The sequence below is a fragment of the Antribacter gilvus genome (assembly GCF_003946865.1).
Classification (GTDB): Bacteria; Actinomycetota; Actinomycetes; order Actinomycetales; family Cellulomonadaceae; genus Antribacter; species Antribacter gilvus.
Genome location: NZ_QXTH01000004.1, coordinates 359245 through 379328, shown reverse-complemented (window position 1 = coordinate 379328; position 20084 = coordinate 359245). Strand labels below are relative to the sequence as shown.

Genomic DNA, 20084 nt, shown 5'->3' with positions numbered 1-20084 from the left:
CCCCGAGCGTACGTCGGGCTCTGGGGGCTCCGGTCCGGTGGCGGGATCGGGTGGCCGGCCCGTGTGATCGGCAGTGCACGGCCGCGATAGGTTCGCGCTCATGTCGACTCCGACGACGGGCGACCGGTCCCGGGTCATCCTCATGTGCGGGCCGGCGGGCGCCGGCAAGAGCACGTTCGCCAAGGCGCTCGAGGGCCGGGGCTTCGTCCGCCTCTCGATCGACGCCGAGCTGTGGCGGCGGGGCGTGCGCGGCGCGGTGCCCGACGACAAGCGCGCAGCCGCCCAGCGCTTCCTCGAGGACCGGCTCGCCGAGCTGGTCGAGGCGGGTCGCGACGTCGTGGTCGACTCGTCGTTCTGGCGGCGGGCCGACCGGGACCACTACCGGGAGCTCGTCACCCGGTACGGCGGCACCTGCGAGCTCGTGTACTTCCAGGTCGCGCGGGAGGAGCTGCACCGCCGGATCGCGCGACGGAACACCGGGACCGGCGCCGACTCCGTGCACGTGGACGCCGCGACGCTCGACCGGTACATCGACGGCTTCGAGGTCCCGACGCCGGACGAGGCACCGGTCGACCCACGCGACGTCGTCTGAGGCCCGGCGCGCCAGGCGTCGGCGCGCGCCGGCCCGTGTGATCGGCAGTTCGGTGCGTGATCGGTAGTTCGAACTACCGACCACGCACCGAACTGCCGATCACACGGCTGATTCTGGCGAGCCGCCACCACCACCGCGACCGGCCCGGCGTTCAGGCCAGCTCCAGGCTCCGCGCCACGGTCACCATCTCGTCCACCACCGCCTGCACCGCCGGGCCGGGCTCGCGCCGCGACGACCGGTGCCGCACCACGAGGCGGCGCGAACCCAGGCCGGGCAGCCCCACCACCGTCACACCGGGTGCCACCTCGCCCTGGAGCGCGAGCGCCGGTAGCATCGCGACGCCCTGACCGGCGGCGACGAGCGCGAGGGCGGTGTCGAAGTCGTAGTAGGCGTGCCGGGTGGTGAAGGTCGTGCCGAGCGTGCGGGCGAGACGGCGCAGCGCTCGCTCGGCGGCAGTGCCGGACTGCGGCGCGATCCAGGCGACGTCGATCAGGTCGTCGATCCGCTCGGGCGTCGGTCCGGCCGCGGGGACCACGACGCGCCACGGCTCCTCGAGCAGCGGCACGTCGTGCGCACCGCGGGGTGCCGGCGCGTCCACGTCGACGTCTCGCTCCAGCACGACGGCGTCCAGGTCCCCCGCACGCAGCATGCGCAAGGAGTCGCCGGGGTCGTGCTCCCGCACGTCCACGACGATGCCCGGGTGACGCTCGGCGAGCGTGCCGAGCATGGGCGCGATGACCGCACGGATGCCTGTCTGAAACGACCCGATCGCGACCCGGCCGGTGACGTCGTCACCGAGCGCGGCGATGGCCTGCCGCGCCTCGACCAGCTCCGCCTCGATGCGCTCCGCCACCTCGGCGAGCACGCGGCCGGCGGGCGTGAGGGTGACGCCGCGGGGCCCGCGCTCCAGGACGTCGATGCCCTCCTCGGCCTCCAGCCGGGCGATCTGCTGGGACACCGCGGACGGCGTCAGCCGGAGCATGTCCGCCGCGGCGAGCACCCCGCCGGCACGGTGGACAGCGAGCAGGAAGGCGAGGCGCCGGGGGTCGGTTGCCATGTAGCAATGATACATGGTCCGTGCAGAATCATTCGATTGTGCTGAACGCTTGGTTGAGTCACCATAGTGCTGGCGCCGGCCGGTTCTCACTCCTCCTCAGCGGGCCGGCGCCCACACTCCCCCTACCGCACGTCGCCCCTGGAGCCCTTGCCATGTTCTCGCTCACCATCGTGGTCACCGCGCTCGGCTGGGTCGGCGCCGTCGCCGGCGTCCTGGCGTACGCCATGGTGAGCCGCGGGCGCTGGCGCCCCGACTCGCTCGCGTTCCAGCTCACCAACCTCGCGGCCGCGGGCGCGATGATGCTGGTGGCAGCGATGAACGGGGTCTGGCCGTCCGCGGTGGCCAACCTGGCGTGGGTCCTCATCGGCGGGGCCGCGGTGGCAGCCATGGTGCGGTCCCGGCGCCGCGCGCACTCCCTGGCGCCCGCCCCGGCCCTGGCCGTGGTCCCCGCCCTCGCCGCGGTCCCCGCCGAGGCCGTCCCCGCCCAGGCCGCGGTGACGGCCGAGGCGGCCTAGGGCAGTTCTGCCCCTGGCGAGGACCCGGCCGTACCGGGAGACTCGGCACATGATCCGCCTCGCCACCTTCAACGTGCAGCACGGGCGTGGCGCCGACGGCGTCGCAGACCCCCGCCGCCTGGCGCGGGCCGTCGCCGCGCTCGACGCCGACGTGGTGGCCCTCCAGGAGGTGGACCGGGCCCAGTCCCGCTCCGGCTGGGCCGACCTCGCCTTTCTCGCCGCCGAGGCGGCCGACGCCACGGACCATCGTTTCGTGCCCGCGGTCGCCGGTCCGGTGGCGGTCTGGGGTGCCCGACGGCGCGCGCGGGGCGACGAGCCGTCGCGCGTGCCGGGCTACGGCATCGCCCTGCTGACCCGGCACCCGGTCCGCGCATGGCACCGCCTGCGCCTGCCGCTGGCTGTCCCGTGGCTCCTCGGCCGGGGACAGGTTGCCCGGGACGAGCCGCGCGCCGCCCTCGCGGCCGAGCTGGACACGCCGGAAGGACCGCTGACCGTCGTGTGCACCCACCTCTCGTCGGGCCGGACGGGGCACAACGTGGTGCAGCTCCGCTACCTCCAGGACGCGCTGCGCGTGGCGCCGCGGCCGCTCGTCCTCCTCGGCGACCTCAACCTGCGCGGGAGGATCCCGCAGCAGGTCACGGGCTGGCGCCCCCTCGCGACGGCGGCGACCTACCCGAACGCGCGGCCGCGGTTCCAGATCGACCACGTGCTCGCCGACGGCCCCGTGGTGGCCGCGGGCGAGGCCAGGTCCGTCGACACCGGGGTCTCCGACCACCGGGCGCTCGTCGTGGACGTCAGGCTCGGTGCGCCTCAGGAGGGGTGACCGCCTCCTTCAGTCGTGGCAGCACCTGCTCGCCGAAGGTCTTCACGAACTCGTCCTGCCGCTGACCCACGTGGTGCAGGTAGAGGCGGTCGGCGCGCACGCCGTCGCCCAGGTCCACCAGGCTTGCGAGGTAGTCGACCGCCGCGTCCACGTCCGCGCAGACGAACACGCTGCCGCGTATCTGCTCGGCGCCGACCCCCTCGGCGAGCGCGTCGAAGTCGGACGGCAGCGGGAGATCCCAGGTCGCCGGCGGCCCGGCGGCGTTGGTGCGCCACTGCTCGACGGCGAGCCGCTCCGCCTCCTCGACGGTGCTCGCCCAGGACAGGTGCACCTGGAACGACACCTCCCCCCGACCGCCTGCGTCCCGGTACGCGCCCACGACCCGCCGCAGCTGTTCCCGGGGCTGGTTGGTGGTGATGAGCCCGTCCGCCCAGTCGGCGTGCATCGCCGCCGCCTCCGGCCCGATCACGGGCAGGATCAGCTGCGGCGGCTCCTCGGGCAAGGTCCAGACACGCGCCCGGTCCACGGTCACCAGGCCGTGGTGCGTCACCTCCTCGCCCGCGAGGAGCGCGCGGATCACCTCCACGCACTCGCGCAGACGTGCGTCCCGCTCGGACTTGGATGGCCAGGGGTCACCCGTCACGTGCTCGTTGACGTTCTCCCCGGATCCCAGCGCCGTCCACACGCGCCCGGGGAACATGGCCGCCAGCGTCGCGATCTTCTGGGCCACCACCGCGGGGTGGTACCGCTGGCCGGGCGCGCAGACGGTGCCGTAGGTCAGGCCGGTCGACGCGAGCGCCGCCCCGAGCCACGCCCAGGCGTACCCCGAGTGCCCCTGGTCCCGGCCCCACGGGGCGAAGTGGTCCGAGCACATCGCGGTGTCGAACCCGCACTCCTCGGCGAGACGGACGGCGTCGAGGAGGTCGCCCGGGTGGATCTGCTCGTGCGACGCGTGAAAGCCGACGACGGTCATGGCGCTCTCCTCACTCCGGCCGGTGGACCACGCGGTCCCGCGGCCGGAGCCAGCGGTACCCGTGCCCACGCAGCATGATCTTCGGGCGCTTGCCCGAGGGCGGGTCGTACGGTTCGTCCGCCAGCACGTCCACGAGGCCGTCGCCGCTCACGGGCGGCGGGTCCTGGATCGCGTCCAGGCGTCCCGTCTCGGCGCCGTCCGGGCCCTCGGCGTCCGGGCCCTGACCCTGGTCCGGCCCCCGGGGGCGGGTACCCGACACGCTGGCCGAGCCCTCCCGGCTCAGGGTGACCTCGACGTCGTCGGGACCCAGGTTGGCCAGCATCGTCACCGTGGACTCGCCCAGCGTGTAGCGCAGGGCGAGGACCTGGTGCGCCGGGCCGTCGTCGGTGCGGGCCTCCAGCCGCTCCGGGACCACGAGACCCGTCTCCCGCAGCGCCAGGCGCGCCCGGATCATCGCGCTCACCTTGCTGAGGAGGGAGCCGGGGTGCACCTGCTGGTCGTACACGTTGACGTTCTTGGGCGCGTAGCTGCCGGTCACGAAGGGTGCCACGAGGTTCTCCGGCTCGGCCGTGGAGAAGCCCGCGTTGGGTCCCGACGTCCACTGCATCGGCGTGCGGCCGGCCTCCCGCTCCGGACGGTCGAGGTCGTCCCCCATGCCGATCTCGTCGCCGAACCGCAGGATCGGCGGTCCCGGCAGGGAGAGCAGCACCGCATGGGCGAGCGCGATGCGGCGCACGTCGCCGTCGAGCATGGGGGCGAGCCGACGCCGGATCCCGCGGCGGTACGCCTGCATCTTCTTCTGTGGCGCGAAGGCGTCGAAGACCTCCTGCCGCTCGTCGGCCGTGAGCTGGCTCAGGGACAGCTCGTCGTTGTTGCGCAGCCACTGGGCGTACTGCGCGTGCACCGGCGGGTCGGGCTGCTCTGCGAGCGCGTACCGGATCGGGCGGGCGTCGTTCCTGGCCAGGCCCAGGAAAATATGGTTGTTGGCCCAGAAGTCGAGGAGCATCGTCAGGCCGTCGCCGCCACGGAAGTAGTCGGCGTACGTCTTGGGCTCCACGTCGGCCTCGCCCAGCAGGACCGCGCCGGGGTGCTGCGACGTGATCAGGTCGCGCATGTCGCGGACCAGCCACAGCCCGTCGTCCGTCGGGTCGGCCGCCCGGGCGCGCTCGACCATGAAGGGCACGGCGTCCACGCGGAATCCGGACACGCCGAGCCGCAGCCAGAACGTCATGATGCGCTCGAGCTCGTCCCGGACCCGGGGGTTGTCGAGCGCGAGGTCGGGCTCGAAGCTGTAGAACGTGTGGCGGTAGAACTGCTGCGCCTCTTCGTCCCAGGTCCAGACGTCGTCCTCGGCGTCGGGGAAGACCTGCTCCACGCCGGTCTTCACGGGCTCGTCGGACCAGACGTAGTAGTCGCGGTACTTGCTCTTCCTGCTCGACCGCGCCTCCTGGAACCAGGTGTGCTGGTCCGAGGTGTGCTGGGCGATCAGCTCGGTGATCACGTGGATGCCCAGGTCGTCCGCCGTCTCCATGAGCCGGGCCATGTCGGCGAGGTCGCCGAGCCGGGGGTCCACGGAGAGGTGGTCGGAGACGTCGTAGCCACCGTCCCGGAACGGGGACTCGTAGAACGGGAGGACCCAGAGCGCCGTGGCGCCCAGGCCACGCAGGTAGTCGAGACGGTCGGTCAGGCCGCGGAGGTCGCCGCAGCCGTCGCCGTCCGAGTCGTAGAAGAGACGGGGGTCGACCTGATAGATGACGGCGTTCGCGTACCAGCTCGAGGTGATCGACATGCGTTCACGCCTTTCCCGAGGCCTCCTGGCGGGCCTCGCGGTCGAACTTCTTCGGGTCGAGCCCGCTCTTCTCCAGCAGCGCGTCGACCTTCGCCTCGACCCGCTGCTCCCCCTCGCGGGACTGGGACGAGCCCCAGAAGTAGAAGAGGGCCAGGCCGGCGGCCTGCCAGACCAGCTGGAGGAACTCCGACTGCCAGTTCTCGAACGTCGAGGCGAGGAACTCAGGCCAGTACTCCGCCCAGGAGAACGACTCGCCGTGGTTCGACGCCTCGTTGCCGAACGCGACGGCCTGGAAGACGAACTGCCCCACCCACGAGAACAGGAAGAAGGCGCCCGTCACGAGCCCGAACGAATAGGCCCGGTGGAACGGGGGCCGGGACTCGATCTCGTCGGCCTTCGCATCGCTCATGACCCCTCCTCGGCAGCAGCCGGTGAGCGCCCCGAGGCTTGAGACGACACACCCAACGTAGGACGAATCGGAAGCCTTCGCGCGACCGTTCGCAGGGTTCACCGTCCCGGCGTGCGAGTGGTCGGCGCCTCGCCCACGGTGGTGCGGACCGGAGCTCCCGACCTAGGAGGCGCGAGATGACCCCCGTCGACCTCTCGGCGGCCGAGCGTCTCCGCGTCCTGCGCGACGTGCTCGGCCCGCTGGTGGCCCAGGGCGCCATCGTGCGGCGGCCTGCCGTGATGGCCTGGGCGGAGCGCCGCCAGTCGGACCGTCGCCTGATCGGCACGCTCGCCGACCTGCGCCACCGCCACGGCGGCGCGCCGCTCGTGGTCCGCCTCGGCCCGCGCAGCATCGTCCTGGTGTCGCGGCCCGACGACGTCGCTCGCCTCCTGCAGGGCACGCCCACCCCGTTCTCGGCGTCCACCCGCGAGAAGAGCGCAGCGCTCGGCCAGTTCGTGCCGCACGGGGTGCTGATCTCGTCCGCCGCGGCCCGGGAGGTACGCCGGCCGGTCAACGAGGCCGCCCTCGACACGGGCCGGGCGGTCCATGGCGACGCCGAGCTCATCACGAAGGTGGTGGACCGCGAGGCCGAGCAGCTCCTCAGCGACGCCCGCGAGCGCGGCTCCCTCGACTGGCCCGCGTTCACCGACGCGTTCCAGCGGTGCGTCCGGGAGATCACCCTCGGGCCCGCCGCCCGGGACGACGTGGCGCTCACCTCCATGCTCACGGCCCTGCGGCGTGCGGCGAACTGGTCCTACCTGCACCCGCGCCGCCGTCGGCTGCGGCAGGAGCTCGACGCGCGGCTCCACCTCTACGCCCGCGGCGCCCCGCCGCGCACCCTGCTGGGCCGCGCGATCGCCCGGGCGGAGGAGGACGGGACGACGACGGTGGCCGACCCTGCCGGCCAGGTGGGGCACTGGTTGTTCGCGTTCGACGCCGCCGGGATCACGGTGTTCCGTGCCCTCGCCGTGCTGCTGTCCCGGCCCGAGGACCGGGACCGGGTCCGCGCGGAGGGGGAGGACCCGTCGTCGGACACCACGCTGCCGTTCACGCGTGCGTGCGTGCTGGAGACCGTGCGGCTGTGGCCCACCACGCTCGTGGTGCTCCGCGAGTCCACGGAACCCACCGCCTGGGGTGGGCGGGAGCTGCCCGCCGGGACCGGGTTCGCTGTCGCGAGCGCGTTCTTCCACCGCGACCGCGAGCGCCTGGACTTCGCGGACGCGTTCACGCCCGGCGCGTGGCTGGACGGCCGCGCCGCCGACGACTGGGGAATCGTGCCGTTCAGCGGCGGGCCGGCAGTCTGCGCCGGGCGTGACCTCGTGCTGCTGGTCGCGTCGCGTTGGCTCACCCGGCTGGCGGCGGGCGACCTGTCGTTCGACCGTTCCGTGTACCTCGCTCGCCAGGCCCTGCCCGTGACCGTCGACCACTACGGCCTACGGTTCCGGGCCGATGGCGCCCGAGGCGAGAGCAGTCAGCCGGAGGAGGTCGCTGCCGGATGAGCTGGGATCCGGCCCGGCAGCGACCTCGGCTCACCCGGGCGGCGGCTGCGGTGATGGGCGTGGTGGGCGGAGCGCCCGAGTCCTCCTGCGGCGCCGTGGGCGCGGCCAGGAAGGCGGTGATCTCCTGGCCCGCCGGGAACGCCGTGACTCCCGGTCGCGAGAACCACTGCACGAGCCAGTCGGCGAGGTCCCGCACCGGGACGTTCGCTGCGTTGGAGGCCAGGCGAAGCCGGTCGAAGGCCTCGTCCGCGTCGATGCAGTACACGACCATGAGGACACCCTTGGCCTGCTCGATCACTGCTCGACGCTTCGCCGACGCCTGGATCGAGGCCGTGGCCTCACGCTGCGCCGCCTCACGCTGCGCCTCGGTGACGTCGATGAAGTAGCCGATGAGCTCGACCACCTCGCCGGTGCCGGGGTCGCGCCGGCCCTGGCCCGTCACGGCGAGCGTGCGGATCTTTCCGCGGGCGTCGTAGATGCGGTGGACGGAGCTGAACGGCTCGCCGGTCGCTGCCGCATGGCGGAGCACTCCGTCGACCCGGGCCCGGTCCTCCGGGTGCTTGTGGGACAGCATCATCTTGGTCGTGGGGACGACCTCGCCAGGCTCGAAGCCGTGCATGGCGTACACCTCGTCCGACCAGGACCAGTTACCGGTCGCCAGATCCAGGCGATAGCGACCGACCGGAGGACGATCCCCCGAGGCAAGGGCGGCCTCGAGGTTCTCGTCCGGAGGGGGAACCGCACTGAGGCGGGCGCTGGAGGTCACGTTGGTCTCCCTCGTCTGGTGCACAGGGAAGGGGCCGCCTTCTGGACCCCAGATTTCTCGTTGGCCCACGCACACGTGGTACCAGACCGGTGCTCCTTGACCCTACTTGACAGGGTAGAGAAAAGCAGTACGGGGAAGGTAGCGGGGAAGCCCGTTCGGCGCGAGTCCGGGCGGGAACCGGCATACGGTGAGGTCAGGTCGAGGAGTGGCCGACACGGCGAATCACCACGTCGCAGTGACGGAGGAGGACGGCATGAGCCAGGACCAGAGCTTCCCCCCGCAGCAGCAGGAGCCGCCGGGTTCGACGGAGAAGATGACACCGCAGCCGGACCACGGCGAGACCAGCTATGAGGGCAGCCACAAGCTCACCGACTGCAAGGCGCTCGTGACGGGCGGCGACTCCGGGATCGGGCGGGCGGTCGCCATCGCGTTCGCCCGGGAGGGCGCCGACGTCGCAATCTCCTACCTGCCGGAGGAGGAGTCCGACGCGCAGGAGACGGCGGAGTGGGTGCGCAAGGCCGGCCGCCGGTGCGCCCTCGTCCCCGGCGACCTGCGCGACGAGCAGACCGCCCGGCAGACGGTGCGGACGGCCGTCGAGGAGCTGGGCGGCCTGGACATCCTCGTGAACAACGCCGGCTATCAGATGGCCCGCCGGGAGTCGTTCGCCGATGTCACGTCCGAGGACCTCGACCGGACGTTCAAGACCAACCTCTACGCGCTCTTCTGGGTCACCCAGACAGCGCTGGAACACCTCGGCGAGGGCGGCGCCATCATCAACAACTCGTCGATCCAGGCGTTCGAGCCGTCCACGACGCTCCTCGACTACGCCGCGACGAAGGCGGCGATCAACAACTTCACCGTGAACCTGGCCGCGGAGCTGGGCCCCCGGGGCATCCGGGTGAACGCCGTGGCACCCGGCCCGATCTGGACGCCGCTGCAGCCCGCCACGCAGGTCGAGGAGAAGGTCACGTCGTTCGGCTCGGACACGCCGCTCGGCCGCGCAGGACAGCCGGCAGAGCTCGCCCCGGCCTTCGTCTTCCTCGCCTCCTCGGTCACCGCGTCCTACGTGTCCGGGACCGTGCTCGGAGTCACCGGCGGCAAGCCCGTCTTCTAGGCTCCAGGGCAGGATCGGCGGTGAGACGGTGACGCACACCACGGGAGGTGGGCATGGCTGAGGAGAACGCCCCGGGCGGGCACCTGAACCACGACGGCCGGCAGGAGTCCCCGACCCAGCGGGCGGACCGGAACTGGAACGAGCTGCTCCAGGAGCTGCGCGTCATGCAGACCGGTGTGCAGATCCTCACCGGCTTCCTGCTGACCCTTCCGTTCCAGCCCCGTTTCACCGAGCTGGACGACTATCAGCGGTGGGTGTACCTCGCCCTCGTCCTGACGTCGGTGACCGCCACCGCCCTGATCGTCGGCCCGGTGAGCGTGCACCGCGCGCTGTTCCGCAAGCAGCTCAAGAAGAGCATCGTCACCGCCGCCGACCGGATCACCAGGTTCGCCCTCTTCGTGCTGGCGCTGGCCGTGACGGGCACGGCCGTGCTGATCTTCGACGTCGTCGTGGGTCGCACGGCCGGCCTGGTGGTCGGTGGCGGCGTGCTCGTGGTGCTCGTTGTCCTGTGGGTGATCCTCCCGGAGGCGATCCGCCGCCGGGCGTGAGCCTCAGAGCGTCTTGTGCCAGGCGATGATGCGCTCCGTGGCGCGCGCGACGACGTCGGGCGCCGCCGCGAACGAGAGGCGCACCCAGTCCCGGCCGCCCACGCCGTCGAAGTCGGTACCGGGCGTGATGGCGACGTTCGCCTCCGCGAGCAAGCGCTCGCAGTACGTCACCGAGTCCAGGCCCGTCCGGCTGATGTTGCCGTACAGGTAGAAGGCGCCGTCGGCCGGGGCAACCGGCGACCAGCCCAGGTCGGGGAGCCGCTCGAGCAGCGCGGCCCGGGACGCGGCGTACCGCTGCACGTTGGCCGCCGCGGCGGCGTAGCCCTCGACGGTGAACGCGGCGATGCCCGCGTGCTGGGCGAGGGCGGGCGGGGAGAGCGCCACGTTGCCCGCGAGCGCGTCGACCGGCCCCACCAGCTCGTCCGGCAGCACGAGCCAGCCGAGGCGCCAGCCGGTCATGGCCCAGTACTTCGAGAACGAGTTGACCACCACGGCACCCTGCTCCGTGTAGGCGACGGCGGTCGCCTGAGCCACCTCGTCGGAGTACGCGATGCCGTGGTAGATCTCGTCGCTGATCAGGCGGACGTCATGGTCGGCGCACCAGTCGGCCACCGCGGCCAGCTCGGCGGGCGTGATCATGGTCCCGGTCGGGTTGGCGGGGCTCGCGACCACCAGGCCGTCGAGCCCGCCGCCGTAGTAGGCCTCCTGGAGCTGGGACACCGTGGGCTGGTAACGGGTCTCAGGCCCGCAGTCGAGCTCCACGACCTCGCAGCCCAGCGCGGCCAGGATGTTCTTGTAGGCGGGGTAGCCGGGCCGGGCGAGGGCCACGCGGTCGCCCACGTCGAACGCGGCGAGGAACGCCAGCACGAACCCGCCGCTCGAGCCGGTGGTCACGGCGATCCGCGCGGGGTCCACCTCGATCCCGTACCAGCGCGTGTAGTGCGTGGCGATCTCCGCCCGGAGGGCGGGCACCCCCAGCGCCTCGGTGTATCCCAGGTCGGCGGTGCGCAGCAGCTCGGCCGCCCGCTCGCGGACCACGTCCGAGGCGCCCGTCGAGGGCTCCCCCACGCAGAGGTTGAGGACGTCCTCACCGGCCGCACGACGGGCGTTGGCGGCGGCGAGCACCTCCATGGCGGCGAACGGCGGGACGTGGGACCGGCGCGAGACCTTCATGCGCCCATCATGCCCGGAGCGTCAGGCGAGAGCCTCCGCCAGGACCTGGAACGACGGGTCGGCGGCCACCGGTGCGGGGGTGAGCTCCGCGCCCTCGGGCCCGCTCGCCAGCTCCCAGGACTCGTCCTCGGCAACCCGCACGGCGGACGACCGCGTCCCCGCGGCGTCGGTCACCTTGATGCTGGCGGCGAACGGCCGGCCGGTGAGGTTGTCGAACGAGGCGCGCACGTAGCGCACAGCCGCGTCCACCAGGGTGTCCTCGGGGCTGAGCGGCCAGACGTACCAGATGCCGTACGGCCGGGGCTCGAGGACGACGGACCCGCTCGGGGCGGCGACCAGGAGCGCCGCGTTGGTGGTCTCCCCCACGACGCCCACCGCCTCGACCCACGACTCCGCCGTGGTGAGGATCCTCGTCATCGGGATCACGTTGCCGGCCGGGGCCACCACACCGTCAGCGGCCACGGCGAGCCCGCGGATGATCAGCGAGCTGAACCCGGCGTTCGCCAGGGGAGAGTCGTCGGGGACGTCGGGCAGGCGCAAGGCCGTCCGGGTCGACGACGACGCCTCACCCGGGTTGAGCGAGAGCAGCGCGAGCAGCTCGAACCCGGTCAGCTCGATCCGGGCGCTGTCGGTCGCAGCCTGGGCGGGGGCCCCGCTGGTCTCGGTGGTCATCTCGTTCCTCCTGGTGTGCCGTGGCCTGCGTCAGTGCGGTGGGGTGCTCGTACCACTCTCTCAGAACGGCCACGCCTTCTTGATGGTGTCCTTGGCGCCGTCGACGAAGTCCTTGCCCGCGTCGACCACGTCGCCGGCCGCCTCGCCGACCCCGTCGGCGACGTTCCCGGCCACGTTGCTGATGCCGCCGGCCAGGTCACCGCCCCGGTCGAGCAGCCAGCCGCCGGCGTCGGCAATCCGCTTGGTGACGGGGACGTCGCCCGAGAGCAGCGTGGCGATCCCCCAGACCGCACCCGCGCCGGCGATCGCCCAGCCCACGGGGTTCGAGGCGAGGAAGATCGCGGCGCCGATCCCCGCGGCGCCGAGGCCGGCGGTGATCACCCCGTCGGTCCCCTTGTAGCCGTCGCCCTCGGCGAAGCCCTCCCACGCCTGGACGGCGCCGCTGTAGACGGAGTACCCGTCGAAGATGAAGCCTGCCGCGCCGAGCACGTTCCCGACGGTCGTGAGCGACTTGGTGAGGCCGCCGACGTCGAAGACGTCGTCGAGCTTGTTGAAGTTCTTCCACGCCTCGGTGCCCAGGTTGGCCAGCGTGTTGTAGACGCCGCCCCGGGTCATCTCCGTGGTGAGGTCGCTCGGGGGCACCAGCCAGTCGGGCGGCCCGCCGTTACCGGACGCCGTGGTGGTGCCGTCGCCACCCCCGCCGGGATGCCCGCCGCCACCAGGCCCGCCATCACCGGGCCCCCCGCCACCGTCCCCGGCGTAGGTGGTGGACGTCTGCTCCTGCGCGTTCGCGTTGGTCTGCAGCTTGCCCGAGGCCTCGTCGAGCGCGTGCGCGGCCTGCCGCACGGACGGCTCGAGCTTGCCGGCCCACTCCCGGCGGAACGAGTCGGCGTTCGGACCCTCCCAGCGGATGCCCTTCAGAAGGGACGTCACGTTCTGCGCTGCGGACTGCAGGTCGCCGGCCTTCCGGTCGAGCGTCCGCGCCAGCGCGCGGAGCTCCGAGACATCGGCCCCGTACATCCCGTCGCCCATGTGCCATCCCTTCGGCATCAGGCCGTCACGGCCACCCTCGGCGACGCCGTCTGCGCCACCCGGCCTGGACCTTATCTCCCCCGGCCGGGGACGTGCGATGGGGATCAGTCCCCATGCAGGGGACGACGGTCCTCACGACGCAGCGCGGCGTACCGCCGCCACTTGACCACGGCGAACCGCCCGGTGATGCCCGACGCGAGCACGCTCGCCACGACCGACGACCAGGGGAACGGCGACCCGAGCACGAACCCCCGCGGGTTGGCGTCGCCGGTGTAGCCGTTGACCTGGGCGTTCCACCAGCCGAACACCATGAGCGCGCCCAGCAGCAGGGACGCGACGCAGAACGCCGTCAGGAACTGCGCGTACCTCTTGGCGTTGTTGGTGTCGCCCGCGATGCGCGGCATGCTCATCTGTCACCCCTTCTCCGATGGTGTGCAGGCCACGGTAGCGTCACTCCATGGACCGACGTCCCGGAACCGACGACGACCCCGCCCGCCGCGCAGCGCAGTACCGCGTGAACCGTGAGGCTGCCGACGACCGGGCCGCCGACGGCGCGCCCGCTCCCGAGGAGGAACAGGCACCGCGCCCGCGGATGGACGACCGCGCCCGCTTCGTCGACACGGTGATCGACCAGGCGATCCGTCGCGGGGAGTTCGACGACCTGCCCCTGCACGGCAAGCCGATCCCCAGCCTCAAGAGCGGTGCGCACGACCCCGACTGGTGGCTGAAGAACCTCGTGGAGCGGGAGCAGATCACCGGCATCCTGCCGACCGGCCAGCTCCGGAAGGACGGCGCCGAGCTCGACGACACGCTCGACCACGAGGTCACGGAGGACCGGGTCCGCGAGATCGTCCAGGAGTTCAACGCCCGAGTGGTCGACGCGCGCCGCCAGCTCATGGGCGGCCCACCGGTGGTCACGCCCACGCGCGACGTCGAGCGGGAGGTGGTCCGCTGGCGGGAGCGCCGCGCTGCCCGCCAGGCCGAGCGGCACGGCAGCGCCCGGGTGCCCGGCGGCGCAGGCGTGCCTCCCGTACGGAAGGTGACCGGTCCGTCGTCGGGCGCGGGCGCGAAGAGGCCCTGGTGGAAGTTCTGGGGGTGACCGGCCTCAGCCCACGTAGCCCCGGTACCAGCGCTCGAGCTCCCGCCAGACCGCCTCGCGCACCGGGGCGGCCGACAGCGTGACGTCGTGCAGCGCGCCGTCGACCCGCACGAGCGTGGTCACGGACCCGAGGTTGGGCACGCGCCGCGCGATGCCCGCCACGTCGAGCACCGTGTCGCTGTGCCGCATCTCCTCGGTCCACCGGATCGGCGGCGTGCTGCGCGCCGACAGCAGGACCAGCACCGGGACCTCGATCCCGAGCCCGCGTGCCACCTGCTGGTGCCCACGGAAGATCGCGGCCACCCAGCCCGACGTGGGACGCCAGCTCGCGGTGTCCGAGCGCCACCGCACGTCCAGGTTCCACTCCCCGTCCAGCTTGTCCGAGATGGTGCGGACGTAGAACCCGCGGTCGAGGAACAGCACCCCGCTCCGCGGTGCGAGCGCCGCCTGCGCACCGATGCCCGGCTCGAGCACGCGGCGCCCCACCTCCCGGGTCTGGAACTCCAGCCACGGCGAGTTGAGCACCAGCCCCGCCACCCGGTCCTGGTTCCGCGCCGTCCACAGGCTGAGGGTCAGGCCACCGGTCGAGTGGCCCATGAGGAGCAGCCGCCGGTCGGTCTGCGCGCCCTCCCCGTGCCCCATGGCCGCGAGCGCCGCCTCGATGTCCTCGTCGTACGTGGCGAGGTCGGTGACGTAGCCCGGTGTCTGGTGCTCGTGGAGGCTCCGACCGTACTTGCGCAGGTCCAGGGCGTGGAACCGCACGCCGAGCCCTTCCCAGAAGTCTGCGGTGTGCGTCTGGAAGAAGTAGTCCTGCCACCCGTGCACGTAGAGCAGGTCCACCCCCGTGTCGGGCACCTCCGCGCCGGCCGACGGCGGAGGGGCCGCCTCCGCGAGCCCCAGCGACTCCCGCAGGGCTCGCCAGAAGCGGGCCGGCCCCGACTCGCCCGGGGCGCCGGGGGCGCCGTCGGGCGCGGACCGGCGGGCGGGGCGGACCAGGGTGGCGACCACCTCCCCCTCCTCGTCCGGCTCGAGCCGGAGGGCGAGCTGCTCGTAGCCGGGGAGGAAGTCGGGGACCCAGCCCTCCTCCGGCTCGGCCGCCTGCTCGGGCGCGCCGGGTTCCAGGACCGGGCCGGGGACGGGTGGGCCGGCGTGGTCGTGGCCGGGTGCGTCACCGTACGCGCCGCCGGAGGCGACGAGAGGTTCCGCTCCCGGAGGGACTGGGGCGGGACGACTGCGCATGGGGCCGAAGGTATCCCCTGTCGAGGCTGCCGGCCGGTCATCCACGGAGGTGTGCCCACTCTGCGGGGTAGTCGTCGAGCCAGGTGGCGAGGGACCGCGCCGGGCGGGCCGCGAGCGACTCGACCGTGGCGCTGACCTTCTCGAACACGCCTGCGGCGACCGCCGCGCAGCAGGACGTCCAGGGATCGTCGGACGGGTCGTCAGGCCGGCCGTGGAACGGGCCGGCGTCGGGGTCCGGGTCCGCCGCCGGACTGGGTTCGTAGGTGATGGGGCGTCCCACGGCCTCGGTGAGGACGCGGGCGACGTCGTCCCCGGAGAGCGCCTCGGGGCCGGTGAGGTCGTAGACGGCCTGGTCGTGGAGGTGCACACGCTCGTCGAGGAGCACCGCCGTGGCGGCATCGGCGACGTCGTCGTGGGAGACGGACGCGACGCGGCCGGTGCCCGCGGGGGCGCGCAGGACGTCGTCGACCACAGCGTCGGTGAGGCGGCTGTGCGGGACGGAGGAGCGCAGGACGGTCCACTGCAGGCCGGAGGATCGCAGCCGCCGCTCCGCACGCCACGCGTCGCGGGCCCTGCGGGAGACGGCGTTCGGTGACGCGCCCACCTCGGACACGAGGACCACCCGCCGCACGTCCGCGGCGATCGCGGCCTGGAGCGGACGGACGGGGTCCGTGCGGGCCGGGACGAGGAGCACGGTGTCCGCGCCGGCGAACGTGGCCGTGAGCACGTCCGGGGCGGCGCCGTCGGGACAGACCACGACGGACGCGTTCGGCAGGGGACGGCCGTCCGTCAGGTGCGGGGCACGGCGCACGTCGGGCAGGATCAGCCGCTGCTGCGCACCCTCCGCGGCCAGACGGAAGGCGAGGCGCGTGCCGAGGCGGCCACCGGCTCCGGTGACGACGACCACACGGTCTGCCGAGGTTGCCATGGCCCCACGCTAGGGCGCACCCGGCCCCGGCGCGCGGAGGGCGCGGGGGGCCCCGGGCACGGAAGAGCCCGCGGGGTGGAGGTGCACCTCCCGCCGTGCTGGACAAGGCACGGCACCCGCGGGCCCCGGTGGTCGCGAGAAACTCGCTACCCGTCCCGTTCGCCCTGTTCAGGGCTGTAACGCTGCACGCGTCGCGCGACGGTTAGCGCGCGACCACCTCATGGGTCCGAAGAACCTTCATGTCTTCGATCACCTCCCTTCTCATGTGCCCCCGAACCTACGCGCGTCCCCGCGGGCCGCCAAGGTCTTTTTCCGACGGCGAACCGATGACTCCGCGGCCCTGCTGCGGTCCACCCCGTAGGAGAGCGGACCCCGAGCCGAGGAGAGCCCATGCCCACGACCACCGACGCGACCACCCGCTCGGCCGACGGCACCACCATCGCGTACGACGTCACGGGGACGGGAACGGGGGTCGTGGTGGTCGACGGCGAGCTGTGCCACCGGCTCCCGAGCATGGTCGCGCTGGCGGGTTTCGCGCAGGGTCTGCGGGTGGTCCGTTACGACCGCCGCGGCCGGGGGGCGAGCTCCGACACCCCGCCGTACGCCGTCGAGCGCGAGGTCGAGGACGTCCTGGCGGTCCTGGAGAGCGCTGCCCCCGAGGGCGCGGTGCTGCTCGGCCTCTCGTCCGGGTCGTTCCTGGCGCTCCGCGCCGCAGCCGACCTCGGGCCGGTCCGCGTCCGGGCCGTGGTGGTCTACGCGCCGCCCCACGACGTCTCGGACGTGGCGCCGCCGGACCTGCGGCACGTCACCGCCGTGGAGGGCTGCGTCGCAGCGGGCGACCCCGGCGCCGCCGTCGAGGTCTTCCTCGACCTCCTGGGCATGCCGCGCCGGTACGTCGCGGGCATGCGCCGGTCGCCGAGCTGGGAGACGCTCGAGACGATCGCCCCCACCATCGGTTACGACGGCCGGGTCATGGCCGCGATCACCGCGGGCCCGCGGCCGCTCGCCGCACGCTGGGCGGAGATCACCCAGCCCGTCCTGGTGGCCGACGGCGGCGCGAGCCCCGCGCTGATGGGCGCCGCCGCCGCGTCCCTCGCCGGCGTCCTCCCGCGGGCGCGCCGCGTCACCCTGGCAGACCAGGGGCACGACGCCGACCCGGCGGTCCTCGCGCCCGTGCTCGCGCAGTTCGTCGCGGGCCTGACGACCGCCTAGGCCGGCTCGACGGCCGCCTAGGCCGGCTTGCGGGCCGTCACCAGGATCCGGGGCGCCTCGTCGACGAGCTCGTGCCCCGCGGCGAACCGGAGGTGCAGGGCCCGGAGACCGGCCTCGTGCCGGGCGACGGCGGCCGGGGTCAGGTACGCGAGCCCCGGCACCAGCCACGTGGCGACGCGCAGGTACCAGAGCACCGTCGCGAGATCCTTGAAGGTGCGCGTCCCGGCGTGCTCCTTCGCCTCGGCCACCTCGAGGCCCGAGTCCACGAGGCTGTCCGCGATCACGTCCACGGTCACGTCGTCCGGGTCCCACGGCAGCGGCAGACCCAGTGCCTTCGCGACGCCGATGCCGTCCCGGCTGTCGATCTGCTCGGTGCAGAACGTGCCGCCGGGCGCCAGGACGCGGGCCACCTCGACGGGGTCGAACGCACCGAACCTGCTGAGCACCACGGAGTAGCGGGCGTCGAAGAACGGCAGCAGGACCTCCCCGGCCGACGCCTGGACCTGTCGCACGTCCACGCCGAGCGGCTCGAGGCGGCGCCGGGCCGCCAGGAACGTGTGGCCGCTCTCCGTCGCGGCGGAGCCGGCGGGCAGCGGCGCCAGGCCGGCGAACAGCTCGCCGTCACCGGTACCGACGTCGAGCACGGACCCGCCCGCGCCGGTGACGAGGTCCTTGGCAAGGGCCGGGTAGTCCCACGGCGGAGGGTCCTCGGCGAGCCGGCCGGCGACCGGGGTCGCCTCCAGCCCGTCCGGGAAGAGGGTGGCGGGGGTCGCGGGCGTCACCGGTGCGGTGCGGGCCCAGGCGATGTGATCCTCGAACGGCGCGTCAGGCGCCGGAGGTGGGGCGAGCGAGACGTCGAGCATGGAGGAGATTGTGACGTATGCCGGGGCCCGCCGGTGACACGCCGGTGCGGGCCTTCCCGGGAACGACGAAGCCCCCGACCGGGGTGACCCTGTCGGGGGCTTCGTGGCTGGTAGCCCTGGCGGGGAACTACCTGATGTGCGCGAGGGGGGAGTTGAACCCCCACGCCCTTTCGGGCACACGGACCTGAACCGTGCGCGTCTGCCTATTCCGCCACTCGCGCGCTGCTGATGGAGACTAGCACGGTCCGAGGCCCGATCCCGAATCGATACCTCGGGACGCAGGGCGCACCCGTGCTCGGTAGGTTCACCCTCGATGGGTAGTTCTCCGGCAGGCAGGTGGTTCTGCCGCGCGGCGCGGCACGGTAGCGTGCGAGTCCGCCCACTGTCGCCACCCGGAGGATTCGAGAAGATCTGCAGGACATCCACAGGATTCAAGCCCGTGGTGCCTCGTCGATCTATACGATCTAGGTAGTCTGCCATGCGACTGCAGACCATAGAAAGGAGGTGGCATGGGCGCCCTGGATCGCTTCGAGAAGAGCGTGGAGCGCATGATGAACAACGCGTTCGCCAAGGTAGGCCGTGGCGAGGTGAAGCCCGTCGAGCTGGCGAGCCGGCTCCGGAAGGAGCTGGACGACCGTGCCGCCGTTGTCGGGCGGGACCGCACCGTCGCGCCGAACGAGTACACGATCGAGCTGTCACCCGACGACTTCGCGCAGATCGAGGCCTGGGGCGCGCAGACGCTCGCGGACGAGCTCGCGCAGAACCTCACCGCGTACGCCGCGACCCAGCACTACGCCTTCGTGGGCCCGGTGAGCGTGACGTTCGACGAGAAGTACGAGCTGGTGCCCGGCCGCTTCCAGGTACGCTCCCGCAGCGTGCAAGGAAATGTCGCGCCGGCCACCTCGGCGAGCCCGAGCGTCCGCCACCCGCTGATCGACATCGACGGCCAGCGCTATCTCCTCACGGGACCCGTGACGGTGATCGGCCGGGACGCCGAGGCCGACATCGTGGTGGACGACCCCGGGGTCTCCCGCCGTCACCTCGAGATCCGGGTCACCCCGGACGGTGTGATCGCCACGGACCTCGGCTCCACCAACGGGTTGTACGTGGAGGGCCACCAGGTCCCGGCAGCGACGCTGCTGGACGGCAACACGCTCACCATCGGACGCACCAGGATCATGTTCTGGACCGGCCAGTCGGCGGGCGCCGAGAACGAGGAGTGGTGATCCACCACCATGAACGAGCTCACGCTCACCCTGCTGCGGCTGGGTTACCTGGTGCTGCTGTGGGTGTTCGTGCTCTCCGCGGTGGCCGTACTCCGGCGTGACCTCTCCGGTCCCCGGGCGCCGGCCACCCCGCGCCGTCGGCCGCGTCCCGACGGGCCGGGCCCGGCGCCGGCCGGCATGCCCGCCCCGGCCGCCGGACCTGCGCGCCCCGCTCAGCGGACGGGCCCCCACCGGCTCGTCGTCGTCGCGGGCCCGCTGACGGGCACCACGATCCCGCTGACCTCGTCGGCGATCCTCATCGGCCGCGCACCCAGCTGCACGCTGGTGCTCGACGACGACTACTCGTCGTCGCGCCACGCCCGCATCTTCCCGCAGGGCGGCCAGTGGTACGTCGAAGACCTCGGGTCCACGAACGGGACGTTCATCGGAGAGCAGCCCATCCACGGCGTCGTGCCGCTGGCACCCGGGGTCGGCGTGCAGATCGGCCAGTCCGTCGTCGAGCTCCAGGGATGACCA

21 protein-coding genes, 1 tRNA gene and 1 pseudogene are annotated in these 20084 nt (G+C 73.0%); 10 read left to right on the top strand and 13 right to left on the bottom strand.

From position 1 onward, the window contains the following. The first annotated feature begins 100 nt into the window (after window positions 1–100). Entirely contained in the window at window positions 101–592 is a 492-nt protein-coding gene (locus D1350_RS09440) for a P-loop nucleotide/nucleoside kinase family protein (protein ID WP_125775719.1), read from the top strand. A 151-nt stretch (window positions 593–743) separates the two neighbouring features. Here the strand turns inward: D1350_RS09440 and D1350_RS09435 are convergent, their stop codons facing one another. Continuing rightward, a complete protein-coding gene (locus D1350_RS09435; RefSeq protein WP_125775718.1) occupies window positions 744–1649 on the bottom strand; it encodes a LysR family transcriptional regulator in 906 nt (301 codons plus the stop codon). Window positions 1650–1801: 152 nt separating this feature from the next. Between D1350_RS09435 and D1350_RS09430 the strand changes: the two genes are divergently transcribed. Both D1350_RS09430 and D1350_RS09425 read left to right on the top strand, forming a co-directional pair. After that, window positions 1802–2164 carry a CBU_0592 family membrane protein gene (locus tag D1350_RS09430; protein ID WP_206074476.1) on the top strand — a complete coding sequence of 121 codons (363 nt, stop codon included), beginning with the start codon at window positions 1802–1804 and terminating at the stop codon, window positions 2162–2164. 49 nt (window positions 2165–2213) lie between these two features. Beyond that, entirely contained in the window at window positions 2214–2987 is a 774-nt protein-coding gene (locus D1350_RS09425) for an endonuclease/exonuclease/phosphatase family protein (RefSeq protein WP_338068156.1), read from the top strand. Here the strand turns inward: D1350_RS09425 and D1350_RS09420 are convergent. From D1350_RS09420 to D1350_RS09410, 3 genes are read right to left on the bottom strand one after another with little or no spacing between them, the layout of a single operon-like run. Next, the gene (locus D1350_RS09420) at window positions 2959–3960 is read right to left on the bottom strand and encodes a TIGR03885 family FMN-dependent LLM class oxidoreductase (protein WP_125775717.1); all 1002 of its coding nucleotides are present in this window, start codon (window positions 3958–3960) and stop codon (window positions 2959–2961) included. The two genes, D1350_RS09425 and D1350_RS09420, sit on opposite strands and share 29 nt — an antisense overlap. Before the next feature lie 10 nt (window positions 3961–3970). Beyond that, the gene (locus D1350_RS24400; RefSeq protein WP_240643993.1) at window positions 3971–5749 is read right to left on the bottom strand and encodes an alpha-amylase family protein; all 1779 of its coding nucleotides are present in this window, start codon (window positions 5747–5749) and stop codon (window positions 3971–3973) included. 4 nt (window positions 5750–5753) lie between these two features. Next, window positions 5754–6158, bottom strand: coding sequence for a DUF6766 family protein (locus tag D1350_RS09410; protein WP_206074475.1), 405 nt, complete (start codon window positions 6156–6158; stop codon window positions 5754–5756). 176 nt (window positions 6159–6334) lie between these two features. On the opposite strand from D1350_RS09410, the pseudogene D1350_RS24395 reads away from it, so the two are divergent. Next, window positions 6335–7504 (top strand): annotated as a pseudogene (locus tag D1350_RS24395) (cytochrome P450); the annotation flags it as partial. A 37-nt stretch (window positions 7505–7541) separates the two neighbouring features. Here D1350_RS24395 and D1350_RS24875 read toward each other — a convergent pair. Continuing rightward, a complete protein-coding gene (locus D1350_RS24875) occupies window positions 7542–8315 on the bottom strand; it encodes a PAS and ANTAR domain-containing protein (protein WP_420807803.1) in 774 nt (257 codons plus the stop codon). A gap of 400 nt (window positions 8316–8715) precedes the next feature. Between D1350_RS24875 and D1350_RS09395 the strand changes: the two genes are divergently transcribed. Together D1350_RS09395 and D1350_RS09390 are read left to right on the top strand one after the other, a co-directional pair. Continuing rightward, the gene (locus D1350_RS09395) at window positions 8716–9576 is read left to right on the top strand and encodes an SDR family oxidoreductase (protein WP_125775715.1); all 861 of its coding nucleotides are present in this window, start codon (window positions 8716–8718) and stop codon (window positions 9574–9576) included. Between the two features lie 53 nt (window positions 9577–9629). Next, a complete protein-coding gene (locus D1350_RS09390; RefSeq protein ID WP_125775714.1) occupies window positions 9630–10124 on the top strand; it encodes a DUF6328 family protein in 495 nt (164 codons plus the stop codon). A gap of 3 nt (window positions 10125–10127) precedes the next feature. On the opposite strand, the gene D1350_RS09385 is transcribed toward D1350_RS09390, so the two are convergent. From D1350_RS09385 to D1350_RS09370, 4 genes are all read right to left on the bottom strand, one after another. Continuing rightward, window positions 10128–11297, bottom strand: a complete 1170-nt coding sequence (locus D1350_RS09385) for a pyridoxal phosphate-dependent aminotransferase (RefSeq protein ID WP_125775713.1) — start codon at window positions 11295–11297, stop codon at window positions 10128–10130. Window positions 11298–11318: 21 nt separating this feature from the next. After that, entirely contained in the window at window positions 11319–11969 is a 651-nt protein-coding gene (locus tag D1350_RS09380; protein ID WP_125775712.1) for a hypothetical protein, read from the bottom strand. A 60-nt stretch (window positions 11970–12029) separates the two neighbouring features. Further along, the gene (locus D1350_RS09375; protein ID WP_164545101.1) at window positions 12030–13001 is read right to left on the bottom strand and encodes a WXG100 family type VII secretion target; all 972 of its coding nucleotides are present in this window, start codon (window positions 12999–13001) and stop codon (window positions 12030–12032) included. Window positions 13002–13105: 104 nt separating this feature from the next. Next, window positions 13106–13411 carry a hypothetical protein gene (locus tag D1350_RS09370; protein WP_125775710.1) on the bottom strand — a complete coding sequence of 102 codons (306 nt, stop codon included), beginning with the start codon at window positions 13409–13411 and terminating at the stop codon, window positions 13106–13108. Window positions 13412–13458: 47 nt separating this feature from the next. Between D1350_RS09370 and D1350_RS09365 the strand changes: the two genes are divergently transcribed. Continuing rightward, the gene (locus D1350_RS09365) at window positions 13459–14100 is read left to right on the top strand and encodes a DnaJ family domain-containing protein (RefSeq protein WP_125775709.1); all 642 of its coding nucleotides are present in this window, start codon (window positions 13459–13461) and stop codon (window positions 14098–14100) included. Window positions 14101–14106: 6 nt separating this feature from the next. On the opposite strand, the gene D1350_RS09360 is transcribed toward D1350_RS09365, so the two are convergent. Both D1350_RS09360 and D1350_RS09355 read right to left on the bottom strand, forming a co-directional pair. Next, window positions 14107–15339, bottom strand: coding sequence for an alpha/beta hydrolase (locus D1350_RS09360; RefSeq protein ID WP_125775708.1), 1233 nt, complete (start codon window positions 15337–15339; stop codon window positions 14107–14109). A 37-nt stretch (window positions 15340–15376) separates the two neighbouring features. Further along, window positions 15377–16267: an NAD(P)H-binding protein gene (locus D1350_RS09355; RefSeq protein WP_125775707.1), complete on the bottom strand. Its 891-nt coding sequence runs from the start codon at window positions 16265–16267 to the stop codon at window positions 15377–15379. Between the two features lie 390 nt (window positions 16268–16657). Here D1350_RS09355 and D1350_RS09350 point away from each other — a divergent pair, with 390 nt between their 5' ends. Further along, window positions 16658–17479, top strand: coding sequence for an alpha/beta fold hydrolase (locus D1350_RS09350; RefSeq protein ID WP_125775706.1), 822 nt, complete (start codon window positions 16658–16660; stop codon window positions 17477–17479). A gap of 17 nt (window positions 17480–17496) precedes the next feature. On the opposite strand, the gene D1350_RS09345 is transcribed toward D1350_RS09350, so the two are convergent. Together D1350_RS09345 and D1350_RS09340 are read right to left on the bottom strand one after the other, a co-directional pair. Beyond that, the gene (locus D1350_RS09345) at window positions 17497–18342 is read right to left on the bottom strand and encodes a class I SAM-dependent methyltransferase (RefSeq protein ID WP_125775705.1); all 846 of its coding nucleotides are present in this window, start codon (window positions 18340–18342) and stop codon (window positions 17497–17499) included. A 137-nt stretch (window positions 18343–18479) separates the two neighbouring features. Next, window positions 18480–18563, bottom strand: a tRNA-Leu gene (locus D1350_RS09340). Window positions 18564–18851: 288 nt separating this feature from the next. On the opposite strand from D1350_RS09340, the gene D1350_RS09335 reads away from it, so the two are divergent. Both D1350_RS09335 and D1350_RS09330 read left to right on the top strand, forming a co-directional pair. Next, complete coding sequence (locus tag D1350_RS09335; RefSeq protein ID WP_125775704.1) at window positions 18852–19568, top strand: FhaA domain-containing protein; 717 nt, start codon at window positions 18852–18854, stop codon at window positions 19566–19568. A 9-nt stretch (window positions 19569–19577) separates the two neighbouring features. Further along, window positions 19578–20081, top strand: coding sequence for an FHA domain-containing protein FhaB/FipA (locus D1350_RS09330; protein WP_125775703.1), 504 nt, complete (start codon window positions 19578–19580; stop codon window positions 20079–20081). Window positions 20082–20084 lie beyond the last annotated feature (3 nt).